The organism is Mannheimia sp. ZY171111, from assembly GCF_017750945.1.
In the GTDB taxonomy this organism is placed as follows: Bacteria; Pseudomonadota; Gammaproteobacteria; order Enterobacterales; family Pasteurellaceae; genus Mannheimia; species Mannheimia pernigra.
The window spans coordinates 1,147,867-1,171,411 of sequence record NZ_CP046532.1 but is presented as its reverse complement, the minus strand read 5'-3'; the positions used below and the strand labels follow the sequence as shown (position 1 = coordinate 1,171,411).

17 protein-coding genes, 4 tRNA genes and 4 rRNA genes are annotated in these 23,545 nt (G+C 41.9%); 8 read left to right on the top strand and 17 right to left on the bottom strand.

The features are described 5' to 3' along the window. Positions 1 to 98 precede the first annotated feature (98 nt). From GM698_RS05615 to prmA, 5 genes are all read left to right on the top strand, one after another. On the top strand, positions 99 to 209 hold the full coding sequence (locus tag GM698_RS05615) for a lipoprotein (RefSeq protein ID WP_159628742.1): 111 nt from the start codon (positions 99 to 101) through the stop codon (positions 207 to 209). A 102-nt stretch (positions 210 to 311) separates the two neighbouring features. Further along, positions 312 to 1,562 (top strand): diaminopimelate decarboxylase, encoded by a 1,251-nt coding sequence (lysA, locus tag GM698_RS05610; RefSeq protein ID WP_209289074.1) that lies wholly within the window; start codon positions 312 to 314, stop codon positions 1,560 to 1,562. 12 nt (positions 1,563 to 1,574) lie between these two features. Then, a complete protein-coding gene (locus tag GM698_RS05605) occupies positions 1,575 to 2,204 on the top strand; it encodes a glutathione S-transferase family protein (RefSeq protein ID WP_176807747.1) in 630 nt (209 codons plus the stop codon). A 71-nt stretch (positions 2,205 to 2,275) separates the two neighbouring features. Then, positions 2,276 to 3,724: a metalloprotease TldD gene (tldD, locus tag GM698_RS05600; RefSeq protein ID WP_176812031.1), complete on the top strand. Its 1,449-nt coding sequence runs from the start codon at positions 2,276 to 2,278 to the stop codon at positions 3,722 to 3,724. 64 nt (positions 3,725 to 3,788) lie between these two features. Next, entirely contained in the window at positions 3,789 to 4,673 is an 885-nt protein-coding gene (gene prmA, locus GM698_RS05595) for a 50S ribosomal protein L11 methyltransferase (RefSeq protein ID WP_209289073.1), read from the top strand. Between the two features lie 255 nt (positions 4,674 to 4,928). Here prmA and GM698_RS05590 read toward each other — a convergent pair. From GM698_RS05590 to frdA, 12 genes are all read right to left on the bottom strand, one after another. Then, positions 4,929 to 5,004 (bottom strand) — tRNA-Trp (locus GM698_RS05590). A gap of 59 nt (positions 5,005 to 5,063) precedes the next feature. Beyond that, positions 5,064 to 5,140: transfer RNA gene (locus GM698_RS05585), tRNA-Asp, on the bottom strand. Positions 5,141 to 5,150: 10 nt separating this feature from the next. Next, a 5S ribosomal RNA gene (gene rrf / locus GM698_RS05580) occupies positions 5,151 to 5,266 on the bottom strand. A gap of 59 nt (positions 5,267 to 5,325) precedes the next feature. Next, a 5S ribosomal RNA gene (gene rrf, locus GM698_RS05575) occupies positions 5,326 to 5,441 on the bottom strand. 185 nt (positions 5,442 to 5,626) lie between these two features. After that, positions 5,627 to 8,527: ribosomal RNA gene (locus GM698_RS05570) — 23S ribosomal RNA — on the bottom strand. A 317-nt stretch (positions 8,528 to 8,844) separates the two neighbouring features. Further along, positions 8,845 to 8,920 (bottom strand) — tRNA-Ala (locus GM698_RS05565). A gap of 79 nt (positions 8,921 to 8,999) precedes the next feature. After that, positions 9,000 to 9,076 (bottom strand) — tRNA-Ile (locus GM698_RS05560). Between the two features lie 107 nt (positions 9,077 to 9,183). Beyond that, a 16S ribosomal RNA gene (locus tag GM698_RS05555) occupies positions 9,184 to 10,724 on the bottom strand. Together the 16S, 23S and 5S rRNA genes with 4 tRNA genes alongside form the textbook arrangement of a ribosomal RNA operon. 449 nt (positions 10,725 to 11,173) lie before the next feature. Continuing rightward, on the bottom strand, positions 11,174 to 11,521 hold the full coding sequence (frdD, locus tag GM698_RS05550) for a fumarate reductase subunit FrdD (RefSeq protein ID WP_159628747.1): 348 nt from the start codon (positions 11,519 to 11,521) through the stop codon (positions 11,174 to 11,176). A gap of 12 nt (positions 11,522 to 11,533) precedes the next feature. Continuing rightward, positions 11,534 to 11,926, bottom strand: coding sequence for a fumarate reductase subunit FrdC (gene frdC, locus GM698_RS05545; RefSeq protein ID WP_176809486.1), 393 nt, complete (start codon positions 11,924 to 11,926; stop codon positions 11,534 to 11,536). Positions 11,927 to 11,935: 9 nt separating this feature from the next. Continuing rightward, the gene (locus GM698_RS05540) at positions 11,936 to 12,667 is read right to left on the bottom strand and encodes a succinate dehydrogenase/fumarate reductase iron-sulfur subunit (protein ID WP_159628749.1); all 732 of its coding nucleotides are present in this window, start codon (positions 12,665 to 12,667) and stop codon (positions 11,936 to 11,938) included. Between the two features lie 16 nt (positions 12,668 to 12,683). Then, positions 12,684 to 14,486 carry a fumarate reductase (quinol) flavoprotein subunit gene (gene frdA, locus GM698_RS05535; RefSeq protein WP_209289072.1) on the bottom strand — a complete coding sequence of 601 codons (1,803 nt, stop codon included), beginning with the start codon at positions 14,484 to 14,486 and terminating at the stop codon, positions 12,684 to 12,686. Positions 14,487 to 14,819: 333 nt separating this feature from the next. Between frdA and epmA the strand changes: the two genes are divergently transcribed. Continuing rightward, positions 14,820 to 15,803 (top strand): elongation factor P--(R)-beta-lysine ligase, encoded by a 984-nt coding sequence (gene epmA, locus GM698_RS05530; RefSeq protein WP_176807751.1) that lies wholly within the window; start codon positions 14,820 to 14,822, stop codon positions 15,801 to 15,803. A 221-nt stretch (positions 15,804 to 16,024) separates the two neighbouring features. Beyond that, a complete protein-coding gene (locus GM698_RS05525) occupies positions 16,025 to 18,040 on the top strand; it encodes a BCCT family transporter (protein WP_159628752.1) in 2,016 nt (671 codons plus the stop codon). A gap of 77 nt (positions 18,041 to 18,117) precedes the next feature. Here the strand turns inward: GM698_RS05525 and GM698_RS05520 are convergent, their stop codons facing one another. Next, positions 18,118 to 18,579, bottom strand: coding sequence for an isoprenylcysteine carboxylmethyltransferase family protein (locus tag GM698_RS05520; RefSeq protein ID WP_209289071.1), 462 nt, complete (start codon positions 18,577 to 18,579; stop codon positions 18,118 to 18,120). After that, complete coding sequence (gene murJ / locus GM698_RS05515; RefSeq protein ID WP_176807754.1) at positions 18,580 to 20,157, bottom strand: murein biosynthesis integral membrane protein MurJ; 1,578 nt, start codon at positions 20,155 to 20,157, stop codon at positions 18,580 to 18,582. It lies immediately after the preceding gene. A gap of 261 nt (positions 20,158 to 20,418) precedes the next feature. Here murJ and rpsT point away from each other — a divergent pair, with 261 nt between their 5' ends. Further along, positions 20,419 to 20,682: a 30S ribosomal protein S20 gene (rpsT, locus tag GM698_RS05510; RefSeq protein WP_159628755.1), complete on the top strand. Its 264-nt coding sequence runs from the start codon at positions 20,419 to 20,421 to the stop codon at positions 20,680 to 20,682. Between the two features lie 136 nt (positions 20,683 to 20,818). On the opposite strand, the gene hemG is transcribed toward rpsT, so the two are convergent. The 3 genes from hemG to GM698_RS05495 are packed head-to-tail and all read right to left on the bottom strand — an operon-like array spanning position 20,819 to position 23,448. After that, positions 20,819 to 21,349 carry a menaquinone-dependent protoporphyrinogen IX dehydrogenase gene (gene hemG, locus GM698_RS05505; RefSeq protein ID WP_209289070.1) on the bottom strand — a complete coding sequence of 177 codons (531 nt, stop codon included), beginning with the start codon at positions 21,347 to 21,349 and terminating at the stop codon, positions 20,819 to 20,821. Then, entirely contained in the window at positions 21,349 to 22,833 is a 1,485-nt protein-coding gene (locus GM698_RS05500) for a TrkH family potassium uptake protein (RefSeq protein WP_176807756.1), read from the bottom strand. The genes hemG and GM698_RS05500 overlap by 1 nt, the downstream gene beginning before the upstream one ends. 3 nt (positions 22,834 to 22,836) lie before the next feature. After that, complete coding sequence (locus tag GM698_RS05495) at positions 22,837 to 23,448, bottom strand: YigZ family protein (protein ID WP_176812036.1); 612 nt, start codon at positions 23,446 to 23,448, stop codon at positions 22,837 to 22,839. Positions 23,449 to 23,545 lie beyond the last annotated feature (97 nt).

Genomic DNA, 23,545 nt, shown 5'->3' with positions numbered 1-23,545 from the left:
GGCACCTCAATTTCCTCTTCAGATTGAGGTGTAATTTTTTATAGATAGGGTGATTATTTTGTTTTAGAATGGAACACCTTTTTTAAATGGAACAACTAATGAAAAAATTACTGCTAATCACTTTAGTGACCACTTTAGGCTTAAGTGCCTGCGGCGTAAAAGGCCCGCTTTACTTCCCTGAGCAAGCACCTAAACACGAACAAAAATAATATTTGCAAGCGGTCGCTTTTTGATTAAATTTTGCAAAAGCGATGCTTTTTGTGACCGCTTGTACTCTTTCTTTAAAAATCCTCAAGCACAACGGAATTTCAATGAACCATTTTGAATATCAAAATAACCAACTTTTTGCTGAAGATGTTGCAGTTAGCGAGATCATCAAACAATATGGCACGCCTGCTTACATCTACTCTCGAGCTACACTTGAACGTCACTGGCACGCTTTTAATAATGCCTTTGGCACACATCCACACTTAGTTTGTTTTGCGGTTAAATCAAACTCAAATATTGCATTGCTTAATATAATGGCAAGATTGGGGTCAGGATTTGATATTGTTTCGCAAGGCGAATTAGAGCGCGTGCTAGCTGCAGGTGGCGACCCTGCAAAAGTCGTTTTTTCTGGGGTGGCAAAATCACATACGGAAATTCAGCGCGCCTTAGAAGTCGGCATTCGTTGTTTTAATATCGAATCGATTTCAGAACTTCATCGCATCAACGCTGTTGCTGGCAAATTAGGTAAAATCGCACCGATTTCTTTACGCGTAAACCCAGATGTAGATGCTCACACTCACCCCTATATTTCAACAGGATTAAAGGAGAACAAATTTGGCGTAAGCGTCACCCAAGCTCGGGAAGTATATCGTTTGGCTAAAACATTATCGAACGTAAAAATTACAGGAATGGATTGCCATATTGGCTCACAATTAACCGAGTTACAGCCATTCTTAGATGCCGCCGATCGGCTCATCATTCTAATGGAACAGCTTCGTGAAGACGGTATTGAACTACACCACTTAGACTTAGGGGGCGGCTTAGGTGTGCCTTATAATGGTGAAGAGCCACCACACCCAACAGAATATGCCAAAGCGTTATTGGAAAAGTTAAAAGACTACGAAAATCTAGAAATTATTATTGAGCCAGGTCGAGCTATTACTGCAAATGCAGGGATTTTAGTCACTAAAGTAGAATATTTAAAACAAAATGAAGATCGTAATTTTGCGATTGTTGATACAGGTATGAACGATATGATTCGCCCCGCCCTTTATGAAGCCTATATGCAAATTACTGAAGTGGATAAAACCCTTGATCGTCAAACTGACACTTATGACGTAGTAGGCCCAATCTGCGAAACCTCTGATTTTTTAGGCAAGCAAAGAGAACTTGCAATTGCAGAGGGTGATTTAATCGCAATGCGTTCAGCGGGTGCTTACGGTGCAGCAATGTCTTCTACCTACAACTCTCGCCCACAAGCCGTCGAAATTATGGTTGATGGCAATCAATCTCACTTAATCAAAGCCCGTGCGACTTACGCTGATTTATGGCGTTTGGAAAAATTATTACCTTAAGAGGAAATCAAAATGAAATTATATGGTTTAGTTGGCTCTTGCTCATTCGTACCACACGTTGCTTTAGAATGGGTAAAACTTCACACAAATCAAGACTACGAATTTCAAGCGGTAAATCGTGAATTTATTAAAACGCCAGCATTTTTGGCATTAAACCCACGAGGGGCAGTGCCACTTTTAATTGATGGCGATTTAGTACTTTCACAAAACCAAGCGATTGTTCACTATTTAGATGAACTCTATCCAGATGCTAAGCTTTTTGGCAGCAAAACCGCACGCGATAAAGCGAAAGCCTCTCGCTGGTTAGCTTATTTTAACGCAGATGTACATAAATCCTTCGTGCCACTTTTCCGCTTACCCAATTATGCAGAAGGTAATGAAGCGTTAATTACCACGATTCGCCAGCAAGCCGCTGAACAGATATTAGAACAACTTGCGGTGGCAAACGAACATTTGGAAAGCCACATATTCTTTGGTGAGACAATTTCTGTTGCTGATGTCTATCTCTACATTATGCTTAACTGGTGCCGCCGTTTAGGCTTAGACTTCTCTCATCTTTCACAACTTTCTGCGTTTATGCAGCGAGTTGAAGCAGATAAAGGGGTAGATAACGTTCGTGAGCAAGAAGGATTGAAAGGCTAATTCTCGAATTACACATTTAAGACGGTAGATTTTATGTTAGAATCTACCGCCTTTTATTTTTAGGAATCACCATGTTAAACAAGATTTCAAATAGCTTGCTTGCACCTAGTGGGCTTGAATTATCTCACTTAAACCAAGTGTTAGATCACTTTTCAGGGCGTGATATTGATTACGCCGATCTCTATCTCCAACTCAGCCAAGACGAAAGCTGGAGCTTGGAAGATAGTATTATCAAAGAAGGAGGATTTTATATCGACAGAGGTTTTGGCGTGCGTGCTGTGTCAGGCGAAAAAACAGGCTTTGCGTATGCCGATCAAATCACACTCAAACAGCTAGAACAATGTGCACTGGCTGCTCGCTCTATCAGTCAAACAAGCGGTCAATTATTGGTAAAAAATTTCAAAAAAACGACCGCTTGTCCACGCTATGCTGCGGTCAATCCGCTAGACACCCTCAGCCGTGAACAGAAAGTAGAATTACTCCATTTGATTGATAAAACGGCTCGAATGGAAGATCCCCGCGTGATTCAAGTCAATGCAAACTTATCCGCAGTCTATGAAGAAATCTTAGTCGCAGCCACAGATGGCACCTTGGCTACCGATATACGCCCACTAGTACGATTATCCGTTTCTGTATTAGTAGAACAAAAGGGCAAACGTGAGCGAGGCTCCGCAGGTACAGGCGGACGTTTTGGCTTAAGATGGTTTTTAGAAAAGCAAGATACAACAGGTCTAAGCCGAGCAGAATCACTCGCAAAAGAGGCTGTGCGCCAAGCATTGGTTAATCTCACCGCAGCTCCTGCTCCATCAGGCACTATGCCAATTGTGCTTGGTGCAGGCTGGCCGGGCATTCTACTACACGAAGCAGTCGGACACGGCTTAGAAGGTGATTTTAACCGTAAAGAAGCTTCCCTCTTTAGTGGTAAAATAGGGCAAATGGTAACCTCAGAGCTTTGTACCATTGTAGATGACGGCACATTACTAGATATGCGAGGCTCTATCACCATTGATGACGAAGGGGTGCCATCACAACGCAATGTGTTGATTGAAAACGGCATTCTTAAAGGCTATATGCAAGACAAACTCAACGCACGCTTAATGGGCGTTGCACCCACGGGCAATGGCAGACGAGAATCTTACGCTCATTTACCGATGCCAAGAATGACCAACACCTACCTCACCGAAGGCAATCACGAATTTGAAGAGATGATCGAATCGGTCGAATACGGCTTATACGCCCCACACTTTAGCGGCGGACAAGTTGATATCACCTCTGGCAAATTTGTGTTCTCCACCGCCGAAGCCTACTTAATTGAAAAAGGCAAAATCACCAAACCAGTTACGGGAGCGACCCTGATTGGCAGCGGTATTGAAGCAATGCAACAAGTTTCAATGGTTGGCAAAAAAATGGAACTCGATCCTGGAATTGGCACCTGCGGCAAAGAAGGGCAATCCGTGCCAGTAGGCGTCGGGCAACCTACCGTGAAATTAGATAAGATTACGGTGGGCGGTCGTGGATAACTATATTTCAATTTGCAAAATTTAGAGAAAATATTACCGCTTGATACCAATAAAAGGAAATAAAATGGCTTGGGTACAAATTCGTTTAAACAGCACAAACAAACAAGCTGAGGAAATCAGCGATTTTTTAACAGAGATTGGGGCAGTGTCTGTCACTTTTATGGACAGCCAAGACACACCGATTTTTGAACCGCTCCCAGGGGAAACTCGCTTATGGGGTAATACTGATGTAGTCGGCTTATTCGATGCAGAAACTGATATGAAAGCGATAGTGGAAGCGTTAATTATCAGCACACTGGTTACGCCTGATTTCAGCCATAAAATTGAGCAAATCGAAGACAAGGATTGGGAACGAGAGTGGATGGATAATTTCCATCCAATGCAATTTGGTAAACGCTTATGGATTTGCCCAAGCTGGCGTGAAGTGCCAGACCCAAATGCAGTGAATGTAATGCTCGACCCTGGTTTAGCCTTTGGTACTGGCACACACCCAACCACCTCACTTTGCTTACAATGGTTAGATGGTTTAGATCTAGAAGGAAAAACCGTGATCGACTTCGGTTGTGGCTCAGGTATTTTAGCAATTGCTGCACTTAAACTCGGTGCAAAACAAGCAATCGGAATTGATATCGACCCTCAGGCAATCTTAGCTAGCCAAAATAATGCGGAAGCAAACGGTGTTTCAGAACGCTTGCAGCTCTTTTTAGCCAAAGATCAGCCAAAAGATTTACAAGCTGATGTCGTCGTGGCAAATATTTTGGCTGGCCCTTTAAAAGAGCTTGCACCTAACATTATTACCCTTGTAAAATCAAAGGGTAATTTAGGATTATCGGGCATTCTCGCTACACAAGCTGAAAGTGTGTGTGAGGCTTATTCGGACCACTTCAACCTTGATCCAGTAGTAGAAAAAGAAGAGTGGTGTAGAATTACTGGTAGAAAAATATTGTAAAATAACAAGAGCTTACTCTTCTTCAACATCTAAATCCGACATACAAAACCATTATTTCCATCTAAAGATGGCATATAGAAACCGTTTTTCTCTATTCCATTTAAAGTATAGTTTTTAGGATTGTTTTCCTCTCTCTGTCAAGCGAAAGGAAATGCATTTGAAAAATAAAGATAACAAGCGGTATAAATTACCCATTTTTTGCACAATGCAGAAACGAAAAAGCCGACTGATGATTTCAGTCGGCTTTCTAAATAATGGCAGGGGCGGAGAGGCTCGAACTCCCAACACCCGGTTTTGGAGACCGGTGCTCTACCAATTGAACTACGCCCCTACTGGTATTACTTTTATAAGATTATAGGGGTAAATAATTATTTGCCCCTTAATATAAATTGGCGGAACGGACGGGACTCGAACCCGCGACCCCCTGCGTGACAGGCAGGTATTCTAACCAGCTGAACTACCGCTCCTCAATACTTAAATTGATAATGCCCTACTCTCACATGGCGAATCACCACACTACCATCGGCGTTACTGCGTTTTACTTCTGAGTTCGGTATGGAGTCAGGTAGAGCCACAGCACTATGATTATCAATCAAATTCGGTTATTTCCTTAATTCTCTTATCTCTTTATCAAAAAAACTAAGGAAATAAATCCCGACGATGCTCTACTCTCACATGGCGAATCACCACACTACCATCGACGTTACTGCATTTTACTTCTGAGTTCGGTATGGAATCAGGTAGAACCACAGCACTATTGTCGTCGGGAAAATCTTGTTGATTTTCTGTCTTTCTATTTTTTGTTCTTTAATCTAAAAACAAGCTGTTGATTCTGAGTTTATTTATTTATTTTCTGAGTTTATTTGTTTGTCTGTCTTGTTTGTTTAGTCTTTACTTTACGTTACTTCGCTTCGTGCTTTCTTATTTTTTCTATAAAAACACTTGAGCGTTGTATAGTTAAGCCTCTCGGGCAATTAGTACACATTAGCTCAACGTATCGCTACGCTTACACATTGTGCCTATCTACGTCGTAGTCTCCAACAACCCTTACAGTCTTATAGACTGGGAGAACTCATCTCTTGGCAAGTTTCGTGCTTAGATGCTTTCAGCACTTATCTCTTCCGCACGTAGCTACTCGGCAATGCGTCTGGCGACACAACCGAAACACCAGCGGTGCGTCCACTCCGGTCCTCTCGTACTAGGAGCAGCCCCAACCAATTCTCCAACGCCCACGGCAGATAGGGACCGAACTGTCTCACGACGTTCTAAACCCAGCTCGCGTACCACTTTAAATGGCGAACAGCCATACCCTTGGGACCTACTTCAGCCCCAGGATGTGATGAGCCGACATCGAGGTGCCAAACACCGCCGTCGATATGAACTCTTGGGCGGTATCAGCCTGTTATCCCCGGAGTACCTTTTATCCGTTGAGCGATGGCCCTTCCATTCAGAACCACCGGATCACTATGACCTGCTTTCGCACCTGCTCGACTTGTCTGTCTCGCAGTTAAGCTTGCTTCTACCATTGCACTAACCTGACGATGTCCGACCGTCATTAGCAAACCTTCGTGCTCCTCCGTTACTCTTTGGGAGGAGACCGCCCCAGTCAAACTACCCACCAGACACTGTCCGAGTACTCGTTCCGAGTACTTCGTTAGAACATCAAACGTTAAAGGGTGGTATTTCAAGGACGCCTCCAACAACACTAGCGTGTCATCTTCAAAGGCTCCCACCTATCCTACACATCAAAATTCAATGTTCAGTGTCAAGCTATAGTAAAGGTTCACGGGGTCTTTCCGTCTAGCCGCGGGTACACCGCATCTTCACGGCGATTTCAATTTCACTGAGTCTCGGGTGGAGACAGCCTGGCCATCATTATGCCATTCGTGCAGGTCGGAACTTACCCGACAAGGAATTTCGCTACCTTAGGACCGTTATAGTTACGGCCGCCGTTTACTGGGGCTTCGATCAGGAGCTTCTCTTTCGATAACACCATCAATTAACCTTCCAGCACCGGGCAGGCATCACACCCTATACGTCCACTTTCGTGTTTGCAGAGTGCTGTGTTTTTAATAAACAGTTGCAGCCAGCTGGTATCTTCGACCGGTTCAACCTTCATCCGCGAGGGATTACAATCTACGCCGGCGCACCTTCTCCCGAAGTTACGGTGCTATTTTGCCTAGTTCCTTCACCCGAGTTCTCTCAAGCGCCTGAGTATTCTCTACCTGACCACCTGTGTCGGTTTATAGTACGGTTTAGTGTAATCTGACGCTTAGTGGCTTTTCCTGGAAGCGTGGTATCGGTTACTTCAACTCCGTAGAGTCTCGTCATCACTTCTCGTTGTTAATAGAAGACCGGATTTGCCTAATCTTCCCAACTACCAGCTTAAACAGGGTAATCCAACACCCTGATAACCTAACCTTCTCCGTCCCCACATCGCAATTACACCAAGTACGGGAATATTAACCCGTTTCCCATCGACTACGCTTTTCAGCCTCGCCTTAGGGGCCGACTCACCCTGCCCCGATTAACGTTGGACAGGAACCCTTGGTCTTCCGGCGAACGAGTTTTTCACTCGTTTTATCGTTACTTATGTCAGCATTCGCACTTCTGATACGTCCAGCAAGCCTCTCGACTCACCTTCTTCCGCTTACAGAACGCTCCCCTACCCAACAATGTTTCCATTGATGCCGCAGCTTCGGTGACTAGTTTTAGCCCCGTTACATCTTCCGCGCAGGCCGACTCGACTAGTGAGCTATTACGCTTTCTTTAAATGATGGCTGCTTCTAAGCCAACATCCTAGCTGTCTAAGCCTTCCCACTTCGTTTCCCACTTAACTAGTACTTGGGGACCTTAGCTGGCGGTCTGGGTTGTTTCCCTCTCCACGATGAACGTTAGCACCCACCGTGTGTCTCCTATGCATTACTCTTCGGTATTCGCAGTTTGCATCGGGTTGGTAATCCGGGATGGACCCCTAGCCGAAACAGTGCTCTACCCCCGAAGGTATTCACATAAGGCTCTACCTAAATAGATTTCGGGGAGAACCAGCTATCTCCCGGTTTGATTGGCCTTTCACCCCCAGCCACAAGTCATCCGCTAATTTTTCAACATTAGTCGGTTCGGTCCTCCAGTTAGTGTTACCCAACCTTCAACCTGCCCATGGCTAGATCACCGGGTTTCGGGTCTATACCTTGCAACTATACGCCCAGTTAAGACTCGGTTTCCCTACGGCTCCCTTATTCAGTTAACCTTGCTACAAAATATAAGTCGCTGACCCATTATACAAAAGGTACGCAGTCACAGAATAAATCTGCTCCCACTGCTTGTACGCACAAGGTTTCAGGTTCTATTTCACTCCCCTCGCCGGGGTTCTTTTCGCCTTTCCTTCACAGTACTGGTTCACTATCGGTCAATCAGGAGTATTTAGCCTTGGAGGATGGTCCCCCCATCTTCAAACAGGATATCACGTGTCCCGCCCTACTTGTTGTGAGCTTAGTACCACGGAAATATTTTCGAGTACGGGATTATCACCCTCTATGATTGAGCTTCCCAGCTCATTCCTCTAATAAATCCGCTATTACTCACTGGCTCTTTCGCGTTCGCTCGCCGCTACTAACGAAATCTCGGTTGATTTCTTTTCCTCGGGGTACTTAGATGTTTCAGTTCTCCCGGTTTGCTTCACTTGCCTATGTATTCAGCAAGTGATAGTAGATTCTTCATCTACTGGGTTTCCCCATTCGGACATCTTGGATTAAACGCCTCTTATCGACTCATCCAAGCTTTTCGCAGATTAGCACGTCCTTCATCGCCTCTGATTGCCAAGGCATCCACCTTGTGCGCTTAGTCACTTAACTATACAACCTCAAATGTTTTTGTTTTTGTATTTCAATCAAAAGGAAAGAAAAAACAACATAACAACACATTTAAAGTCTGTTTTAAACTAAACACTTAGCTGCTTTTGTTCAGCTAAGATTTTATTACATACTCAGACTTTCTTTCGAAAATCTCTCAGTTTTTCAGCTTGTTTCTAAATTTTTAAAGAACAACGATGATAATGTCTTTCGACTCTCATCATACCTAAATTAACAAGCGGTCTCTTTTTTATTGAATATTGCAAATCTTTGCTCAAATTCAACCGCTTGCTACCTTAGGTATGACGACTCACGATGCTTGGTGGAGATAAGCGGGATCGAACCGCTGACCTCCTGCGTGCAAGGCAGGCGCTCTCCCAGCTGAGCTATATCCCCAGACATCATTGACTTACCACTTCCTTTTAGTTTTCACTCACATTCTGTGCTTTCGCTTTCGCTTACTCACGTCATTGAGTGGTGGGTCTGAGTGGACTTGAACCACCGACCTCACCCTTATCAGGGGTGCGCTCTAACCACCTGAGCTACAGACCCAAAAGGATGTTTCTGTTTATTCTACTTTCTATCAAACAATCTGTGTGAACACTTGCTGTCGTCGCGACGCTAAACTCTCGCCTAGCCTCGCACTTGATTTTTTTTGGTAAGGAGGTGATCCAACCGCAGGTTCCCCTACGGTTACCTTGTTACGACTTCACCCCAGTCATGAATCATACCGTGGTAAACGCCCCCCTTGCGGTTAAGCTATCTACTTCTGGTACAACCCACTCCCATGGTGTGACGGGCGGTGTGTACAAGGCCCGGGAACGTATTCACCGCAACATTCTGATTTGCGATTACTAGCGATTCCGACTTCATGGAGTCGAGTTGCAGACTCCAATCCGGACTTAGACGTACTTTGTGAGATTCGCTCACCATCGCTGGCTCGCCGCCCTCTGTATACGCCATTGTAGCACGTGTGTAGCCCTACTCGTAAGGGCCATGATGACTTGACGTCATCCCCACCTTCCTCCGGTTTATCACCGGCAGTCTCCTTTGAGTTCCCACCATAACGTGCTGGCAACAAAGGATAAGGGTTGCGCTCGTTGCGGGACTTAACCCAACATTTCACAACACGAGCTGACGACAGCCATGCAGCACCTGTCTCAGAGCTCCCGAAGGCACTCCCATATCTCTACAGGATTCTCTGGATGTCAAGAGTAGGTAAGGTTCTTCGCGTTGCATCGAATTAAACCACATGCTCCACCGCTTGTGCGGGCCCCCGTCAATTCATTTGAGTTTTAACCTTGCGGCCGTACTCCCCAGGCGGTCGATTTATCACGTTAGCTACGGGCACCAAGCTTAAAGCCCAATCCCCAAATCGACAGCGTTTACAGCGTGGACTACCAGGGTATCTAATCCTGTTTGCTCCCCACGCTTTCGCACATGAGCGTCAGTACATTCCCAAGGGGCTGCCTTCGCCTTCGGTATTCCTCCACATCTCTACGCATTTCACCGCTACACGTGGAATTCTACCCCTCCCTAAAGTACTCTAGACCCCCAGTCTGAAATGCAATTCCCAGGTTAAGCCCGGGGCTTTCACATCTCACTTAAAAGTCCGCCTGCGTGCCCTTTACGCCCAGTTATTCCGATTAACGCTTGCACCCCCCGTATTACCGCGGCTGCTGGCACGGAGTTAGCCGGTGCTTCTTCTGTCGTTAACGTCAATCGCCGATTCTATTAAAATCAACGCCTTCCTCGCGACCGAAAGAACTTTACAACCCGAAGGCCTTCTTCATTCACGCGGCATGGCTGCATCAGGGTTCCCCCCATTGTGCAATATTCCCCACTGCTGCCTCCCGTAGGAGTCTGGACCGTGTCTCAGTTCCAGTGTGGCTGGTCATCCTCTCAGACCAGCTAGAGATCGACGGCTTGGTGAGCCATTACCTCACCAACTACCTAATCTCACTTGGGCTCATCTTATGGCAGGTGGCCCGAAAGTCCCACCCTTTCCTCCTTAGAGATTACGCGGTATTAGCGACCGTTTCCAGTCGTTATCCCCCTCCATAAGCCAGATTCCCAAGCATTACTCACCCGTCCGCCACTCGTCAGCATTAGTACAAGTACTAACCTGCTACCGTTCGACTTGCATGTGTTAAGCCTGCCGCCAGCGTTCAATCTGAGCCATGATCAAACTCTTCAATTAAAAGTTTAATCGCTCAATAAACTGCTTAGCTAAAGTTCACTTCAACTTCTAAACTTAACTTAAGTCAAGAAATCAAAAATAATGAATTTCTAGTTATAAGCACCTATTAAGACTTCAAGTTTTAAAATATTTTTTAAATCAAGCCTATCAACAAGTGCCCACACAGATTGTCTGATAAATTGTTAAAGAACAAAACAAAACGACGCACCGTAATCAACATCTAATCATTCACAACAGTGCGTCGTTGTGTGCCGTGCATTATAGTGAAATATAATACGAACGCAAGTGTTTTTTGCAAAAAGTTTTAAAAAAGATCTTTTCTGCAGATTTTTAGCACAAAACGATCGTTTTATCAGCAAAATTCAATTTGCAAATTTCTCTATGAATTTGACCGCTTGTAAGGATATCAAGAAAGCTATCCCATTTGTCTAAGGCGGTCTTTTTCTAAATTAAATCTGGACTACTGCAATGATCACGAGAATTGTGTATAAGATAGATAGTCCGTAGAATATCACATTACCCGCTGGAGTATGTACTTTCAGATCGTGTAATCCGTGATGGATACGGTGCATACCTGCCCACATTGGGAAAATCGCTAATATCATAATGGTCAATTTTCCAATGTAAGTATGGGCAAATGCAATAATATTATCAGGCGAGACTAAACCAAATGGAAGCAATAAGCCAATAATAAAAATGACCACAGGGAAAAATAATGCACTTATCATACCGCCAGCACTAAATAGTAACCAGACAGGTGGTTCATTTGAACGTTTTGGATTTTGATCAAGACTCATTTTATTCCCCTTTTAAAGATAAACTAGGATTAATGCAATTAAGCTAATAGCCGCTGTGGCTGCCCAAAGAATATTTCTTCCTACAGAAGCGGGCAAGCGTTTGCCTTTTACTATCACTGACATCACTTCAGGTGTCATTACATAAAGTGTAGCCGCGTGGTAAAGCATTGCCGCAAGCGAGATAATGTTTAACATCACCACAAGTGGGTTTTGTAAGAAATCTACGAAATCAGTTGCAAATGTGCCTTTGCTTAATGCAACGGCTCCATAAAATAAAACGATGCAAAACCAAACTGTTGGAAGACAGGTCGCTTCGCGTACCATATACATTTTGTAGAAATCGAGTTTTTTCCACCAACTTGCTTTCATTCCTCGAACATAAGGTCTACGTTTTGTCGCTGACATTTCTTCCTCCTATCTCGGTTTAATCATTGAGATAACATAATCTTTCGCACTTTCTAGTTTGCCTTGGTTCACTGCTGAGGCGGGTCCGACGTGTTTCGGACAAACTTCTGAGCAGTAGCCTACGAAAGTACAACTCCACACCCCATTTTTGCTGCTGAGCAATTTCATTCGCTCTTCACGACCGTTATCACGGTTATCAAGGTTATAGCGATGAGCCAATGTAATTGCTGCTGGACCAATAAACTCAGGATTTAAACCAAATTGAGGGCAAGCTGCATAACATAAGCCACAGTTAATACACATTGAGAACTGGCGATATTTTTCTAATTGTGAAGGAGTTTGTTTAGTACGTTGCCCTTGTGGTGCTTTATTATCAATAATATATGGCTTAATTGCTTCGAGACTATCCATAAAATGGCTTAAATCAACCACTAAGTCACGCTCAATCGGGAAATTAGCGAGCGGTTCAATTCGCATAAATCCACTGTAATCGCGTAAAAATGTCTTACACGCTAATTTCGGTTTGCCATTTACCATCATACCGCAAGACCCGCAGATCGCCATACGGCAAGACCAGCGATATGAAAGCTCTGGCTCTAATTCATCTTTGATAAAACCAAGTGCATCTAATAGTGAGGTTTGGCTGTCATAAGGCACTTCATATCTATCCAAATGTGGTTCGCTATCTGCTTCGGGGTTATAGCGTAGTACTTCGATGGTCATTTTCTCTAAATTTACCATTTTCTCGCTCCTTCTTTTATTGTTTTATCTGAGCTTCTGCTGCTTTTTTCGCTTTTTCTTGTGCCTCTGCTTCTGCACCATACACACGTTTTTGTGGCTGTGATTTCGTAATTTTCACGTCACTATATTTGATGGTTGGTACACCATCTGTATTATAAAATGCTTGGGTATGTTTCAAGTAGTTTACATCGTCACGCTCAATATAATCTAAACGTTGGTGTGCACCACGAGATTCTTTACGTTCCACCGCAGAACAAGCAATAGATTGAGCCACATCTAAGATAAAGCCTAACTCAATTTTGTAGAGTAAATCGGTGTTAAAAACGCTTGATTTATCTTTCACGCTAATGTTTTTATAACGCTCTTTTAACTCTTGGATTTTATTCACTGCCCCTTCCATACTTTCTTGTGTACGGTAGATACCACAGCCTTCTTCCATTGCATCGCCCATTTGGTTACGAATATCAGACCAAGATTCATTACCTTCTTGGTTCGCTAAGGCATATAAGCGAGCTAATACATCTTGTGCTTGTGCATCAATTTGTGGCTGAATGCGAGAAGTCAGATCTAACGCACAACGAGCCGCATTTTCACCAGCTACTTTACCGAATACGACTAATTCCGCTAATGAGTTAGAACCTAAACGATTTGCACCGTGTAAGCCTGATGATGCACATTCGCCCACAGCAAATAAGCCTTTAATTGAAGTTTCTGCATTCATATCCACTTCAATACCGCCCATTGTGTAATGAACCACAGGACGAACAGGAATAGGCGCTTTAGCAGGATCAACCCCTTCGTATGCTTTCGCTAATTCACAAATAAATGGTAAACGCTCAAGTAAGTATTTTTCGCCTAAATGACGTAAATCTAAATGAACAACATCTACTCCTTTTGCGGTTTTTAAGGTATTACCTTTACGCCACTCTTGCCAAAATGCTTGAGAAACTTTATCACGTGGGCCTAATTCCATATATTTGTTTTCAGGTTTACCAATTGGTGTTTCAGGCCCTAAACCATAATCTTGCAAATAACGGTAGCCATCTTTATTCACTAAGATACCGCCTTCACCACGACAACCTTCCGTCATTAAAATTCCCGTATTTGGTAAGCCTGTTGGGTGATATTGAACAAACTCCATATCACGCAGAGCCACACCATGACGATACGCCATTGATAAACCATCACCTGTTACAATACCACCGTTAGTATTAAAACGATAAGCACGGCAACCACCGCCCGTTGCGATAACCACTGAGTTTGCATTGATTTGAACAAATGTGCCTTCCATCATATTCATCGCCACACAACCACGAGCTTCACCATTGTCTGTTAAAATATCTAATACGAAATGCTCATCAAAACGCACGATATTTGGATATTTAATCGACGTTTGGAATAAAGTATGTAAAATGTGGAAACCTGTTTTATCTGCTGCAAACCAAGTACGCTCAATTTTCATTCCACCGAAGCGACGAACGTTTACTTCACCATCTTCACGACGACTCCAAGGACACCCCCAACGCTCTAGCTGCGTCATTTCAATTGGAGAATGCTCAACAAAATATTCTACAACATCTTGTTCACACAACCAGTCGCCACCGCCTACAGTGTCATTAAAGTGATTGTCATAAGAATCGCTCTCTTTAATTACCGCAGCCGATCCCCCTTCTGCCGCTACTGTATGGCTACGCATTGGGTAAACTTTTGAAATTAAAGCAATTTTCAGGTTTGGATTTGCCTCCGCCGCAGCAATAGCCGCACGTAAGCCACCGCCACCAGCACCGATAATCGCCACATCAAAATTAACACTTTGCATAATGCACTCCGAAAGTTAAGTAAACTTGTTCATTAAAAGTAGCCCTATTGTGCCACTATTTAATCAATCAGATAACCTGTTTTTACAAATTTGTAACATAAAAAGTGTAATTTTGTGATCTACCTCAAAAAAGAGAATAAAGCATAGCAAAGGTATTGAGAATGGCTCGTAATAAGAAAATAACGAAGAGAAAATTTTCAATAGCTAACAACCAGAAAATGTAATCTGTTACAAAAAAGTTAAAAACACTTTTAATTTTTCTTTAATTGAATGACTAGGGCTAGACTCTTTTTTAGGCTAAAATAGCCACACATTTTCAAGCGGTCATTTTTTATGAATAATTTACAACTCGACAACATTGATTGGCAGCCAACAGCTTCAATCCCTCATCTAATCCAACGCTCAAAAATCATAGCGGAATTACGTAAATTTCTTACCGATCGTGGTATTTTAGAAGTAGAAACCCCAATTTTAAGTGAGTTCTCGGTGACTGATGTACATCTTTCTACGTTCAGTACACAATTTTTATCACCGTTTAGCAGCGAGGCGAAAACACTCCATTTGATGACTAGCCCTGAATATCATATGAAACGTTTACTTGCTGCCGGTAGCGGACCTATTTTCCAAATTTGCAAAGTGTTTAGAAATGAAGAATCTGGTAAACACCACAACCCCGAATTTACTATGTTGGAATGGTATCGTCCGCATTTTGATATGTATCGCCTAATCAATGAAGTAGATGATTTACTACAGCAAATTTTAGATTGCGAGCCTGCAGAATCGTTTAGCTACCAGTTTATATTCCAAACCCATATTGGATTGGATCCGCTTTCCGCCACTAAAGCTCAATTAGTTGAAAAAGCCAGAAAACAAGGTTTGCAATGTGAAGAGGATGAAAGCCGTGACACCTTATTGCAATTTTTATTCAGTGAAATGGTAGAACCCAATATCGGGCAAGAGAGACCCACTGCCGTTTATCATTTCCCATCCACCCAAGCCGCATTAGCACAAATAAGCTCGGAAGATCACCGTGTTGCTGAACGTTTTGAATTTTATTACAAAGGCTTAGAACTCTGTAACGGCTTCCACGAATTAGATGATGCCAGTGAACAAATTCACCGCTTTGAGCAAGATAACTTACAACGAGAAAAAATAGGGCTTGAGCCACAACAACTAGATATTCGTTTCCTAGCTGCACTCAAAGCAGGTTTTCCAAACTGTTCGGGGGTAGCACTTGGAGTGGATAGGCTATTAATGCTTGCGATGAATGCCGAAAGAATTGAAGATGTTATCTCTTTTGGTATCGAAAAAGCATAATCGTGATCACGTCTCGAATTGTCATTTTTTAGGAAAAATCAACCGCTTGTATTGCTGTGAAATGCCATAAGCATACAAGCGGTCAATTTTTACGATTTTTTACATCTAGTTCATACTAACTAGAAGAAGAGGCTTATGCGAATTCTTATAATAATTTGTTATTTTTATAACTTTTTGCTATATTTGGGCTTCCAAATAATAAACGACAGAGGTAAATACCATTGAATTTAATAAAAAAATTACAAGCAGGAAGTACCTTTAAAGCACCGATTTTCCTTCCTAGCGTACTTTTTGTAGGCTTTGTTGCGGTGTTCTGTATTGTATTTCCTCAAACTGCGCAAACCTCGCTTGATGCGATCAAAAATATCCTTTTTCAAAACTTTAGTTGGTTCTATATTTTTGCTGGCTCCATCTTTTTTCTTTTTCTGATATTCCTTTCATTTAGCCGATTAGGTGATATTAAATTAGGTGCAGATACTGATGAACCTGAATTTTCTTTCAGCTCTTGGATTGCTATGTTATTTGCTGCTGGTATGGGTATCGGATTAATGTACTTTGGCGTTGCTGAACCAATTCTACATTACCTAAAACCTGTTCAAGAAAATTTAACTGAATCAGAGCGGATGAAAGAAGCGATGATTACCACCTTCTATCACTGGGGGATTCATGCTTGGGCAATTTATGGTGTGATTGCTTTAGCATTAGCTTATTTTGGTTTTAGATATAAATTATCTCTCACCGTTCGTTCTGGATTTTATCCACTATTAAAACATCGAATCTCGGGCTTTTGGGGACATGTTATTGATGTTATGGCCCTTTGTAGTACCATTTTCGGCTTAACTACGACACTCGGTTTTGGGGTAATGCAAGTGAGCGCAGGCTTTAATAGCTTAGGGTTAATTCAAAATAGTGGTTTTGTCGTGCTTGCAGTGATGGTAACAGTTGCAATGGTATTAGCGGTATTTTCTGCGATCTCAGGGGTTGGCAAAGGTGTTAAAATCTTAAGTGAAATTAACCTAATCCTGGCTGGGTTACTGCTCCTGTTTGTGATTATAACTGGTCCAACGCTATTCCTTTTCTCAAGCTTCACAGAGAACTTAGGTTATTATTTTAGCTCATTATTAGAGCTCAGCTTCCGTACCTTTGCTTACGAGCCTGAACACCAAGGGTGGTTAAGTGGCTGGACAGTTCTCTACTGGGCATGGTGGGCTTCTTGGGCACCATTTGTCGGCTTATTCATCGCAAAAATCTCAAAAGGTAGAACTGTTCGTGAATTTATTTTAGGTGTATTGTTCGTTCCATCACTCTTTAATATTTTATGGATGACTAGCTTTGGTGGCTCAGCCATTTGGTTCGATCAACAAACCACTGGGGCATTAGCGGCAGTTAGTGCAAATACAGAACAATTACTCTTTACGTTCTTTGAGCAATTACCATTTGGGAGCATCGCGTCTTTCATTGCGGTTTTAGTCATCTCAATTTTCTTTGTCACTTCGGCAGACTCAGGTATTTTTGTGCTTAATAGCATTGCCTCACAAGGCGATGAAAACGCACCAAAATGGCAAACAATACTTTGGGGTGTAATATTGGCCGTATTGGCATTATCGCTACTTTATTCAGGTGGATTATCATCTCTTCAAACAATGACGTTGATTATCGCTCTGCCATTTACCTTTATTATGCTAATCTTATGTTTCGGACTATGGAAAGGCTTAATGGTCGATCATCAATATTTCAACAAAAAATTCTCTCAAGGTAGCCAACATTGGGCAGGTAAAGATTGGAAACAACGCCTGGAGAAAATCGTCAATCCAAGCAAACAGCAAGATGTTCGCCACTTCTTTATTAAAGTTGCTAGACCAGCATTCCTTGAGTTAATTGAAGAGTTTGAAAGCTATGGTTTAACTGCAAAAATGAATTTTACTAACGATACAAACCCTAAATTAGAGTTTGAAGTAATAAAAGAGAATTTACGCAATTTCATCTATGGTATTGAGAGTGTTCCTCGTCAATTGTCTGACTTAGTTGTTGGTGATGAAAATTTACCGAATATTGAAGAAAACACGATTTATGAACCTATCACTTACTTCCTAGATGGTCGAGAAGGTTATGACGTGCAATATATGACGAAAGAAGAGTTAATTGCTGATGTACTACAACAGTACGAACGCTTTATCAATTTAGCAATGGATAACTCACACAACTTAATGACTGCCGATGTAAATCATTTAGACTAAGCATCAAGCAGTATAAACAAGCGGTTAGATTTTTGGAAAATTTTGCAAATTTCTCATAAAATCTAACCGCTTGTATTTTACCACCAACGCCTGACTTGCCTTGAATAATCTAAATAACGCTGCCCAAATTTTTGGGTGAGGATTTGTTCCTCTGGTTTAATTTGAAAATAGGTTATCAGCCAGATAAATAGAGGCAAAACAAACCATACCCAAATTGAACTAAGCCATATCGCCCAAGCAATTAAACCTAAAAGTAATGAAAGATACATTGGGTTTCGGCTTTTGCTGTAAATTCCCCAAGTAACCATTTGGGTCGTATTTTGTAGCAGAAAGGGGCTCATTGTCGTCTTTGCTTTTCGTATCGTAATAACTGCTAATACTGCAATTATTACCGCCATAATTATGATGAAAGTGCCCAAGATTAATATCACAATATGTCGATAATCTGGCAAATAGGCAGGTAAAAATCGCTTAATTAACCACATTAATGCCGTACAGAGAAGAAATAAAAGTGGTGGCGGTATTTTCAATTTAAACATTTATTCAGCAGCCTTAAACTCTTTTTTACGAATACCTAACGCGATAATTGCCGCAAAATAACTGCCTGCAGCTAAAATCATCAACCAAACTAGCCAATATATTTTCTGCCATATAGTCATTAATGACCAAAGCTTAATCTCTGGCGTAAAATAACCAACCAATGAGCCCATTACACAAGCCGCGATCAAAAGTTTTAAGACAAAAATCATCGTCTGGCGGCTTACTTGGTAGTAACCACTTTTTGATAAGTGGAAATACAGTAAGCTGATATTCACCAGAGCAGAACAAGCAGATGCTAATGCCAATCCGATATAACCCCAAAACGGAGCAAACGCCAACCCAAAAAAGATATTACTGATAGCCGCAATAATGCCTACTTTTACTGGTGTTTTCGTATTTTGGTTAGCATAGAAGCCATTTGCTAACACGCTAATCAACATATAGCTATTTAAGCCTAAGCACATTACATAGAGTGGATAAGAGGTTGCCAGCACATCTTCAAATCCAAATTTACCTCGCATAAACATCGTCATAATAATCGGCTGTGCTAGAACCACCATTCCGATCATAGCTGGAATGCCAAACAACAACACCATTCGCACTCCCCAGTCGATTGTATTTTGAAAGTTTTCACTACGTTGTAATTCAGTTATCTCTTTATTTTTTGCAATACGAGAAAGGCTAGGCAACACAACCGTTGAAATCGCAATACCAAATAAACCAAGCGGAAACTCAATTAAGCGGTCTGCGTAATACATCCAGCTAATTGAACCTGTAATCAAAAATGAAGCTATCACTTGGTTGAGTAATAAATTTAATTGTGTAACTGAAACCCCAAATAAGGCTGGAATCATTAATTTACGCACTTTGGTAACACCCTCATCTTTCCACGCCCACTTTGGTTTAACCAGCAATCCTTCCTTTTTCATAAAGGGAATTTGAAATAAAAATTGCAACAAACCGCCTAAAAACACGCCCCAAGCAAGGGCAATGTCAGGCGACTCAAAATAATCTCTTCCGAGTAACGCTACGCCAATAATCGCCACATTCAGCAACACAGGCGAAAATGCCATAACACCAAATTTCCCAATAGTATTCAGTACCGCACCCGACAATGCCACAAAACTAATAAACCACAAATAAGGGAAGGTGATTTTCAACAAAAACGAGGCTTGGGTAAATTTTTCTGCATTAGGTCCATCATCAAGCCAATCTAAAAACCAGCCGGTGCCAAACAAGGCTGCAACCACAGGAGAGGCCACCATTGCTACAAGGGTAACAATAGTTACTAATCCTCCCAATGTACCCGATACTTTGGCGATGAATTCTCTGGTTTTACCCAAATCGTTATCCGCATTATATTCTGCCAACACTGGCACAAAAGCTTTCGAAAAGGCACCTTCAGCAAACAAACGACGGAGAAAATTAGGAATACGGTTGGCAAACAAGAAAATATCTGCACTTACGCCTGTACCCAAAATGGTGGCTACCACAATATCGCGAATTAACCCCAACACACGTGAGATCAAGGTCATTCCGCTTACGATCATTCCTGATCTTAAAAGTTTCTTGCTCATAATAAAGAAGATATTGGTAAAATTATTGAAAAATCAGACCGCTTGCCGCTTGATTCTAAAAATCGATCGCAATTTTAGCAGTTTGTTATAGGAAAATCAGAAAAAAACTGTTAAAATCTTGCCCTATCGTTTTCTATCAGAAAAACGGTGTTATTTTCAAGCACGTGTCTCGTTGAAAATGAATTAAAAACTATCGATAGGCAAATATAAACCCAAACGGTTTATATCTAATTTTTACACAGATATTTTAGGAGTTTGACCTTGGCTAATATCAAGTCAGCAAAAAAACGTGCGGTTCAATCTGAAAAACGCCGCCAACACAATGCAAGCCAACGCTCAATGATGCGTACATTCATTAAAAAAGTATACGCAGCAGTAGCAGCAGGCGATAAAGCAGTGGCTCAAGCTGCTTTCGTTGAAATGCAAAAAGTCGTAGACCGTATGGCGTCTAAAGGCTTAATCCACGCTAACAAAGCCGCTAACCACAAATCTAAATTGAGCGCGCAAATCAAAAAATTAGCGTAATATCGAATAAAAGATAGAAAAAACTGACTAGCAATAGTCAGTTTTTTCATTTTCTGAATAGCCCCAAAAGTTCGTTTAGATTTCTCTCACATCGCTTTTTTATAAATCCGCTAAACTGGTTCAATTTAGCTTGTGCTTAAATTAACTGATCGCTTAATTTTTTGCCAAACTCTTCCACCTGTTGCCAATTCGTATATTCATACTCTTTACTGACGTCTGTTTCGCCTTTAGTGATTTTCATAATAAAGCGAATCATCATACGGTCAATGAAACGATAGCGTGGGTAGAACAACGCCCCTGCAATCACTTCAACATAGTTTGGTTGCCATTTCACTTTAGCCAAAAAGTTACGTATATAAGTATTAGTGGTAGGTGTGTTACGATTCGCTTTGCGAGCGGTCAGATTTACGCCATAAAATGCCGTTTTCTTTTCATTTAACATAGCATAATGCTGTTCGATAAATTGATAAACCAACGGATTAAAATGTCCATAACGAATGGAGGCACCAATCACAACTTGATCAACATTTGCCATTTTTTTGGCAAAATCGACCGCTTGATCCTTAAGGGAGATCAGCTCCACTTCGTGTGTGATCACATCCGCTAGTCGCTCAGCAATCTTTTTCGTTTGACCATCGGTCGTAAAATAGAGAATTAAGGTTTTCATTAGTCTTTCCAAAATACAGGGCTTAAAATCACTAGCAACGTAAATACTTCTAAGCGCCCACATACCATCGCAAAAGTGAGCACCAATTTTGCACTATCAGGCACCTGAGTAAAGTTGCTGCTCACATTGCCTAATGCTGGTCCTAAGTTGTTTAGTGTTGCGATTACCGCATTTAAAGCATCGAAAGTTTCCATTCCACAGGCAATAGAGCCTAACCAACAAATCACAAACACAAAGAAATAAGCTGAGAAAAACGCCCAAATGCCATCAACAACTCGCTCAGATAGAACATGTTTGCCGAATTTAATAGGCTGAATTACGTTAGGATGGATATAACGGTGGATTTCCCGCTTACTTTGTAAATAGAGTAATAATACACGGATTACTTTCAAACCACCACCTGTTGAGCCTGCACAGCCACCAATGAAAGAAGATAACACCAATAAAGTTGGTAAGAAAGAAGGCCACTGGCTAAAATCGTGAGTAGTAAAACCTGCAGTGGTAGAAATTGAAACCGATTGAAATAATGCTTGTATAATGGTTACTGAAGTATTATTAAAGTAACTATACGCCATCAACACTATCGTACAAATCAAAAACAGCCCTAATTGAACCATTAAGAAGAAACGAAACTCATAATCGCCCCAGTAAAGGCGACTTAGGATACCGCCTCTTTTTCTGGATTGCTTGTCACGTAAGCGGTCAATTACAGCAAAGTGTAAGGCAAAGTTACAAGCAGAAAGTAACAGAAAAAAGACGGTAATATAGTTGATTGTAGAATTATTGAAATGGCCAATACTCGCATCGTAAGTAGAAAATCCGCCAATCGAAACCGTTGAGAAACTATGTGAGATCGCATCAAAAGCACTCATTCCTGCTAGCCAAAAAGCAAAAGCACATAATAAGGTTAAACTGAAATAAATCATCCACAACGCTTTCGCCGTTTCTGCAATACGAGGTCGCATTTTTTGCTCTTTGAGCGGACCAGGCATTTCTGCACGATAAAGCTGCATTCCCCCAATACCCAGTAATGGGATAATTGCCACTGCTAAAACAATTATCCCCATTCCACCAAGCCATTGTAATAATTGGCGGTAGAATAAAATTGCTTTCGGGAGACTATCTAACCCTGTAATCACCGTTGCCCCAGTGGTAGTTAAGCCAGAAAAAGATTCAAAAATCGATTCCGCCATATTGAGATCGGGGGTTTCTAAAATAATAAAAGGCACAGCCCCCAGTAATCCTAGCACCACCCAGAACAAGACTACAATTAAAAAGCCTTCTCGGGAGCGTAGCTCATTTTTATTATGGCGACACAGCCACCAAAGTAGCGTACCCACTACAAAATTCAACACAAAAGCTTCTAAAAAGGCTCGCCCGCCGCCATCACCATAAATCAAGGCAACTATTGCTGGCACAAGCATTGTGAAGGAAAAGCACATCACTAAAATACCGACAATACGAATAATGGAAAAAAATTGCATAAATTAGATATCTTCTTTAATTAAAGTCAGTTTGCCCGAAAAACGTTGGGTTAGCTCATCAGAAAACGGCTCAAATTCTTTCGGGTTGAAGGCAAGCAACAAATGCACTTTTTCCTCAAAGTGTTGCTCGATAATGTTAATATCTCGTCCACTAATTAAATGTGAAATCGTATTAAACTGCTCATATTCACACTGCAAGCGGTAGTTTTTTCGCAAAACTTTGCACATTCGCTCTAGCTGCAATAATGCTTGTTGTACACCGTTTCCATAGGCCTTTACCAACCCACCTGTACCAAGCTGAATACCGCCATAATATCGCACCACCACCGCCGTAATTTCACCTAAGCCCGAACCTAATAAGTAATTAAGCATCGGCTTACCTGCTGTGCCAGAAGGCTCTCCATCATCAGAAAAACCGTACTGCTGAGAATCATTCGGCGTACCAGCAACCGTTGCCCAACACCAATGACGAGCGTGTGGATGCTGCATTTTTAGCTCTTGCCAAAACGCCTTTGCCTGATCCATTCCTTCAGTATGGCGGAGATAGGTAATAAAACGGCTTTTTTTGATCTCTTCTTCAAAAATGGCATCTGCCTTTGGGATAAAAAATTCCATTGCTAGCTCTCTTTTGTTTAACCTTGTAATGATACCACATTCAAGCTACTTTTTATTTGTGCTGTTTAGTGGTTTAATAGCCTTTTCATTGATAACG

Excerpts from the sequence above, each read along its gene's own strand:
- tldD (WP_176812031.1), top strand. The coding sequence starts at position 2,276 with ATGTTAAACAAGATTTCAAATAGCTTGCTTGCACCTAGTGGGCTTGAA.
- hemG (WP_209289070.1), bottom strand. The coding sequence starts at position 21,349 with ATGAAAACCTTAATTCTCTATTTTACGACCGATGGTCAAACGAAAAAG.
- frdD (WP_159628747.1), bottom strand. The coding sequence starts at position 11,521 with ATGAGTCTTGATCAAAATCCAAAACGTTCAAATGAACCACCTGTCTGG.
- murJ (WP_176807754.1), bottom strand. The coding sequence starts at position 20,157 with ATGAGCAAGAAACTTTTAAGATCAGGAATGATCGTAAGCGGAATGACC.
- frdC (WP_176809486.1), bottom strand. The coding sequence starts at position 11,926 with ATGTCAGCGACAAAACGTAGACCTTATGTTCGAGGAATGAAAGCAAGT.
- GM698_RS05495 (WP_176812036.1), bottom strand. The coding sequence starts at position 23,448 with ATGGAATTTTTTATCCCAAAGGCAGATGCCATTTTTGAAGAAGAGATC.
- GM698_RS05520 (WP_209289071.1), bottom strand. The coding sequence starts at position 18,579 with ATGTTTAAATTGAAAATACCGCCACCACTTTTATTTCTTCTCTGTACG.
- GM698_RS05615 (WP_159628742.1), top strand. The coding sequence starts at position 99 with ATGAAAAAATTACTGCTAATCACTTTAGTGACCACTTTAGGCTTAAGT.
- GM698_RS05605 (WP_176807747.1), top strand. The coding sequence starts at position 1,575 with ATGAAATTATATGGTTTAGTTGGCTCTTGCTCATTCGTACCACACGTT.
- GM698_RS05500 (WP_176807756.1), bottom strand. The coding sequence starts at position 22,833 with ATGCAATTTTTTTCCATTATTCGTATTGTCGGTATTTTAGTGATGTGC.
- prmA (WP_209289073.1), top strand. The coding sequence starts at position 3,789 with ATGGCTTGGGTACAAATTCGTTTAAACAGCACAAACAAACAAGCTGAG.
- GM698_RS05540 (WP_159628749.1), bottom strand. The coding sequence starts at position 12,667 with ATGGTAAATTTAGAGAAAATGACCATCGAAGTACTACGCTATAACCCC.
- frdA (WP_209289072.1), bottom strand. The coding sequence starts at position 14,486 with ATGCAAAGTGTTAATTTTGATGTGGCGATTATCGGTGCTGGTGGCGGT.
- epmA (WP_176807751.1), top strand. The coding sequence starts at position 14,820 with ATGAATAATTTACAACTCGACAACATTGATTGGCAGCCAACAGCTTCA.
- lysA (WP_209289074.1), top strand. The coding sequence starts at position 312 with ATGAACCATTTTGAATATCAAAATAACCAACTTTTTGCTGAAGATGTT.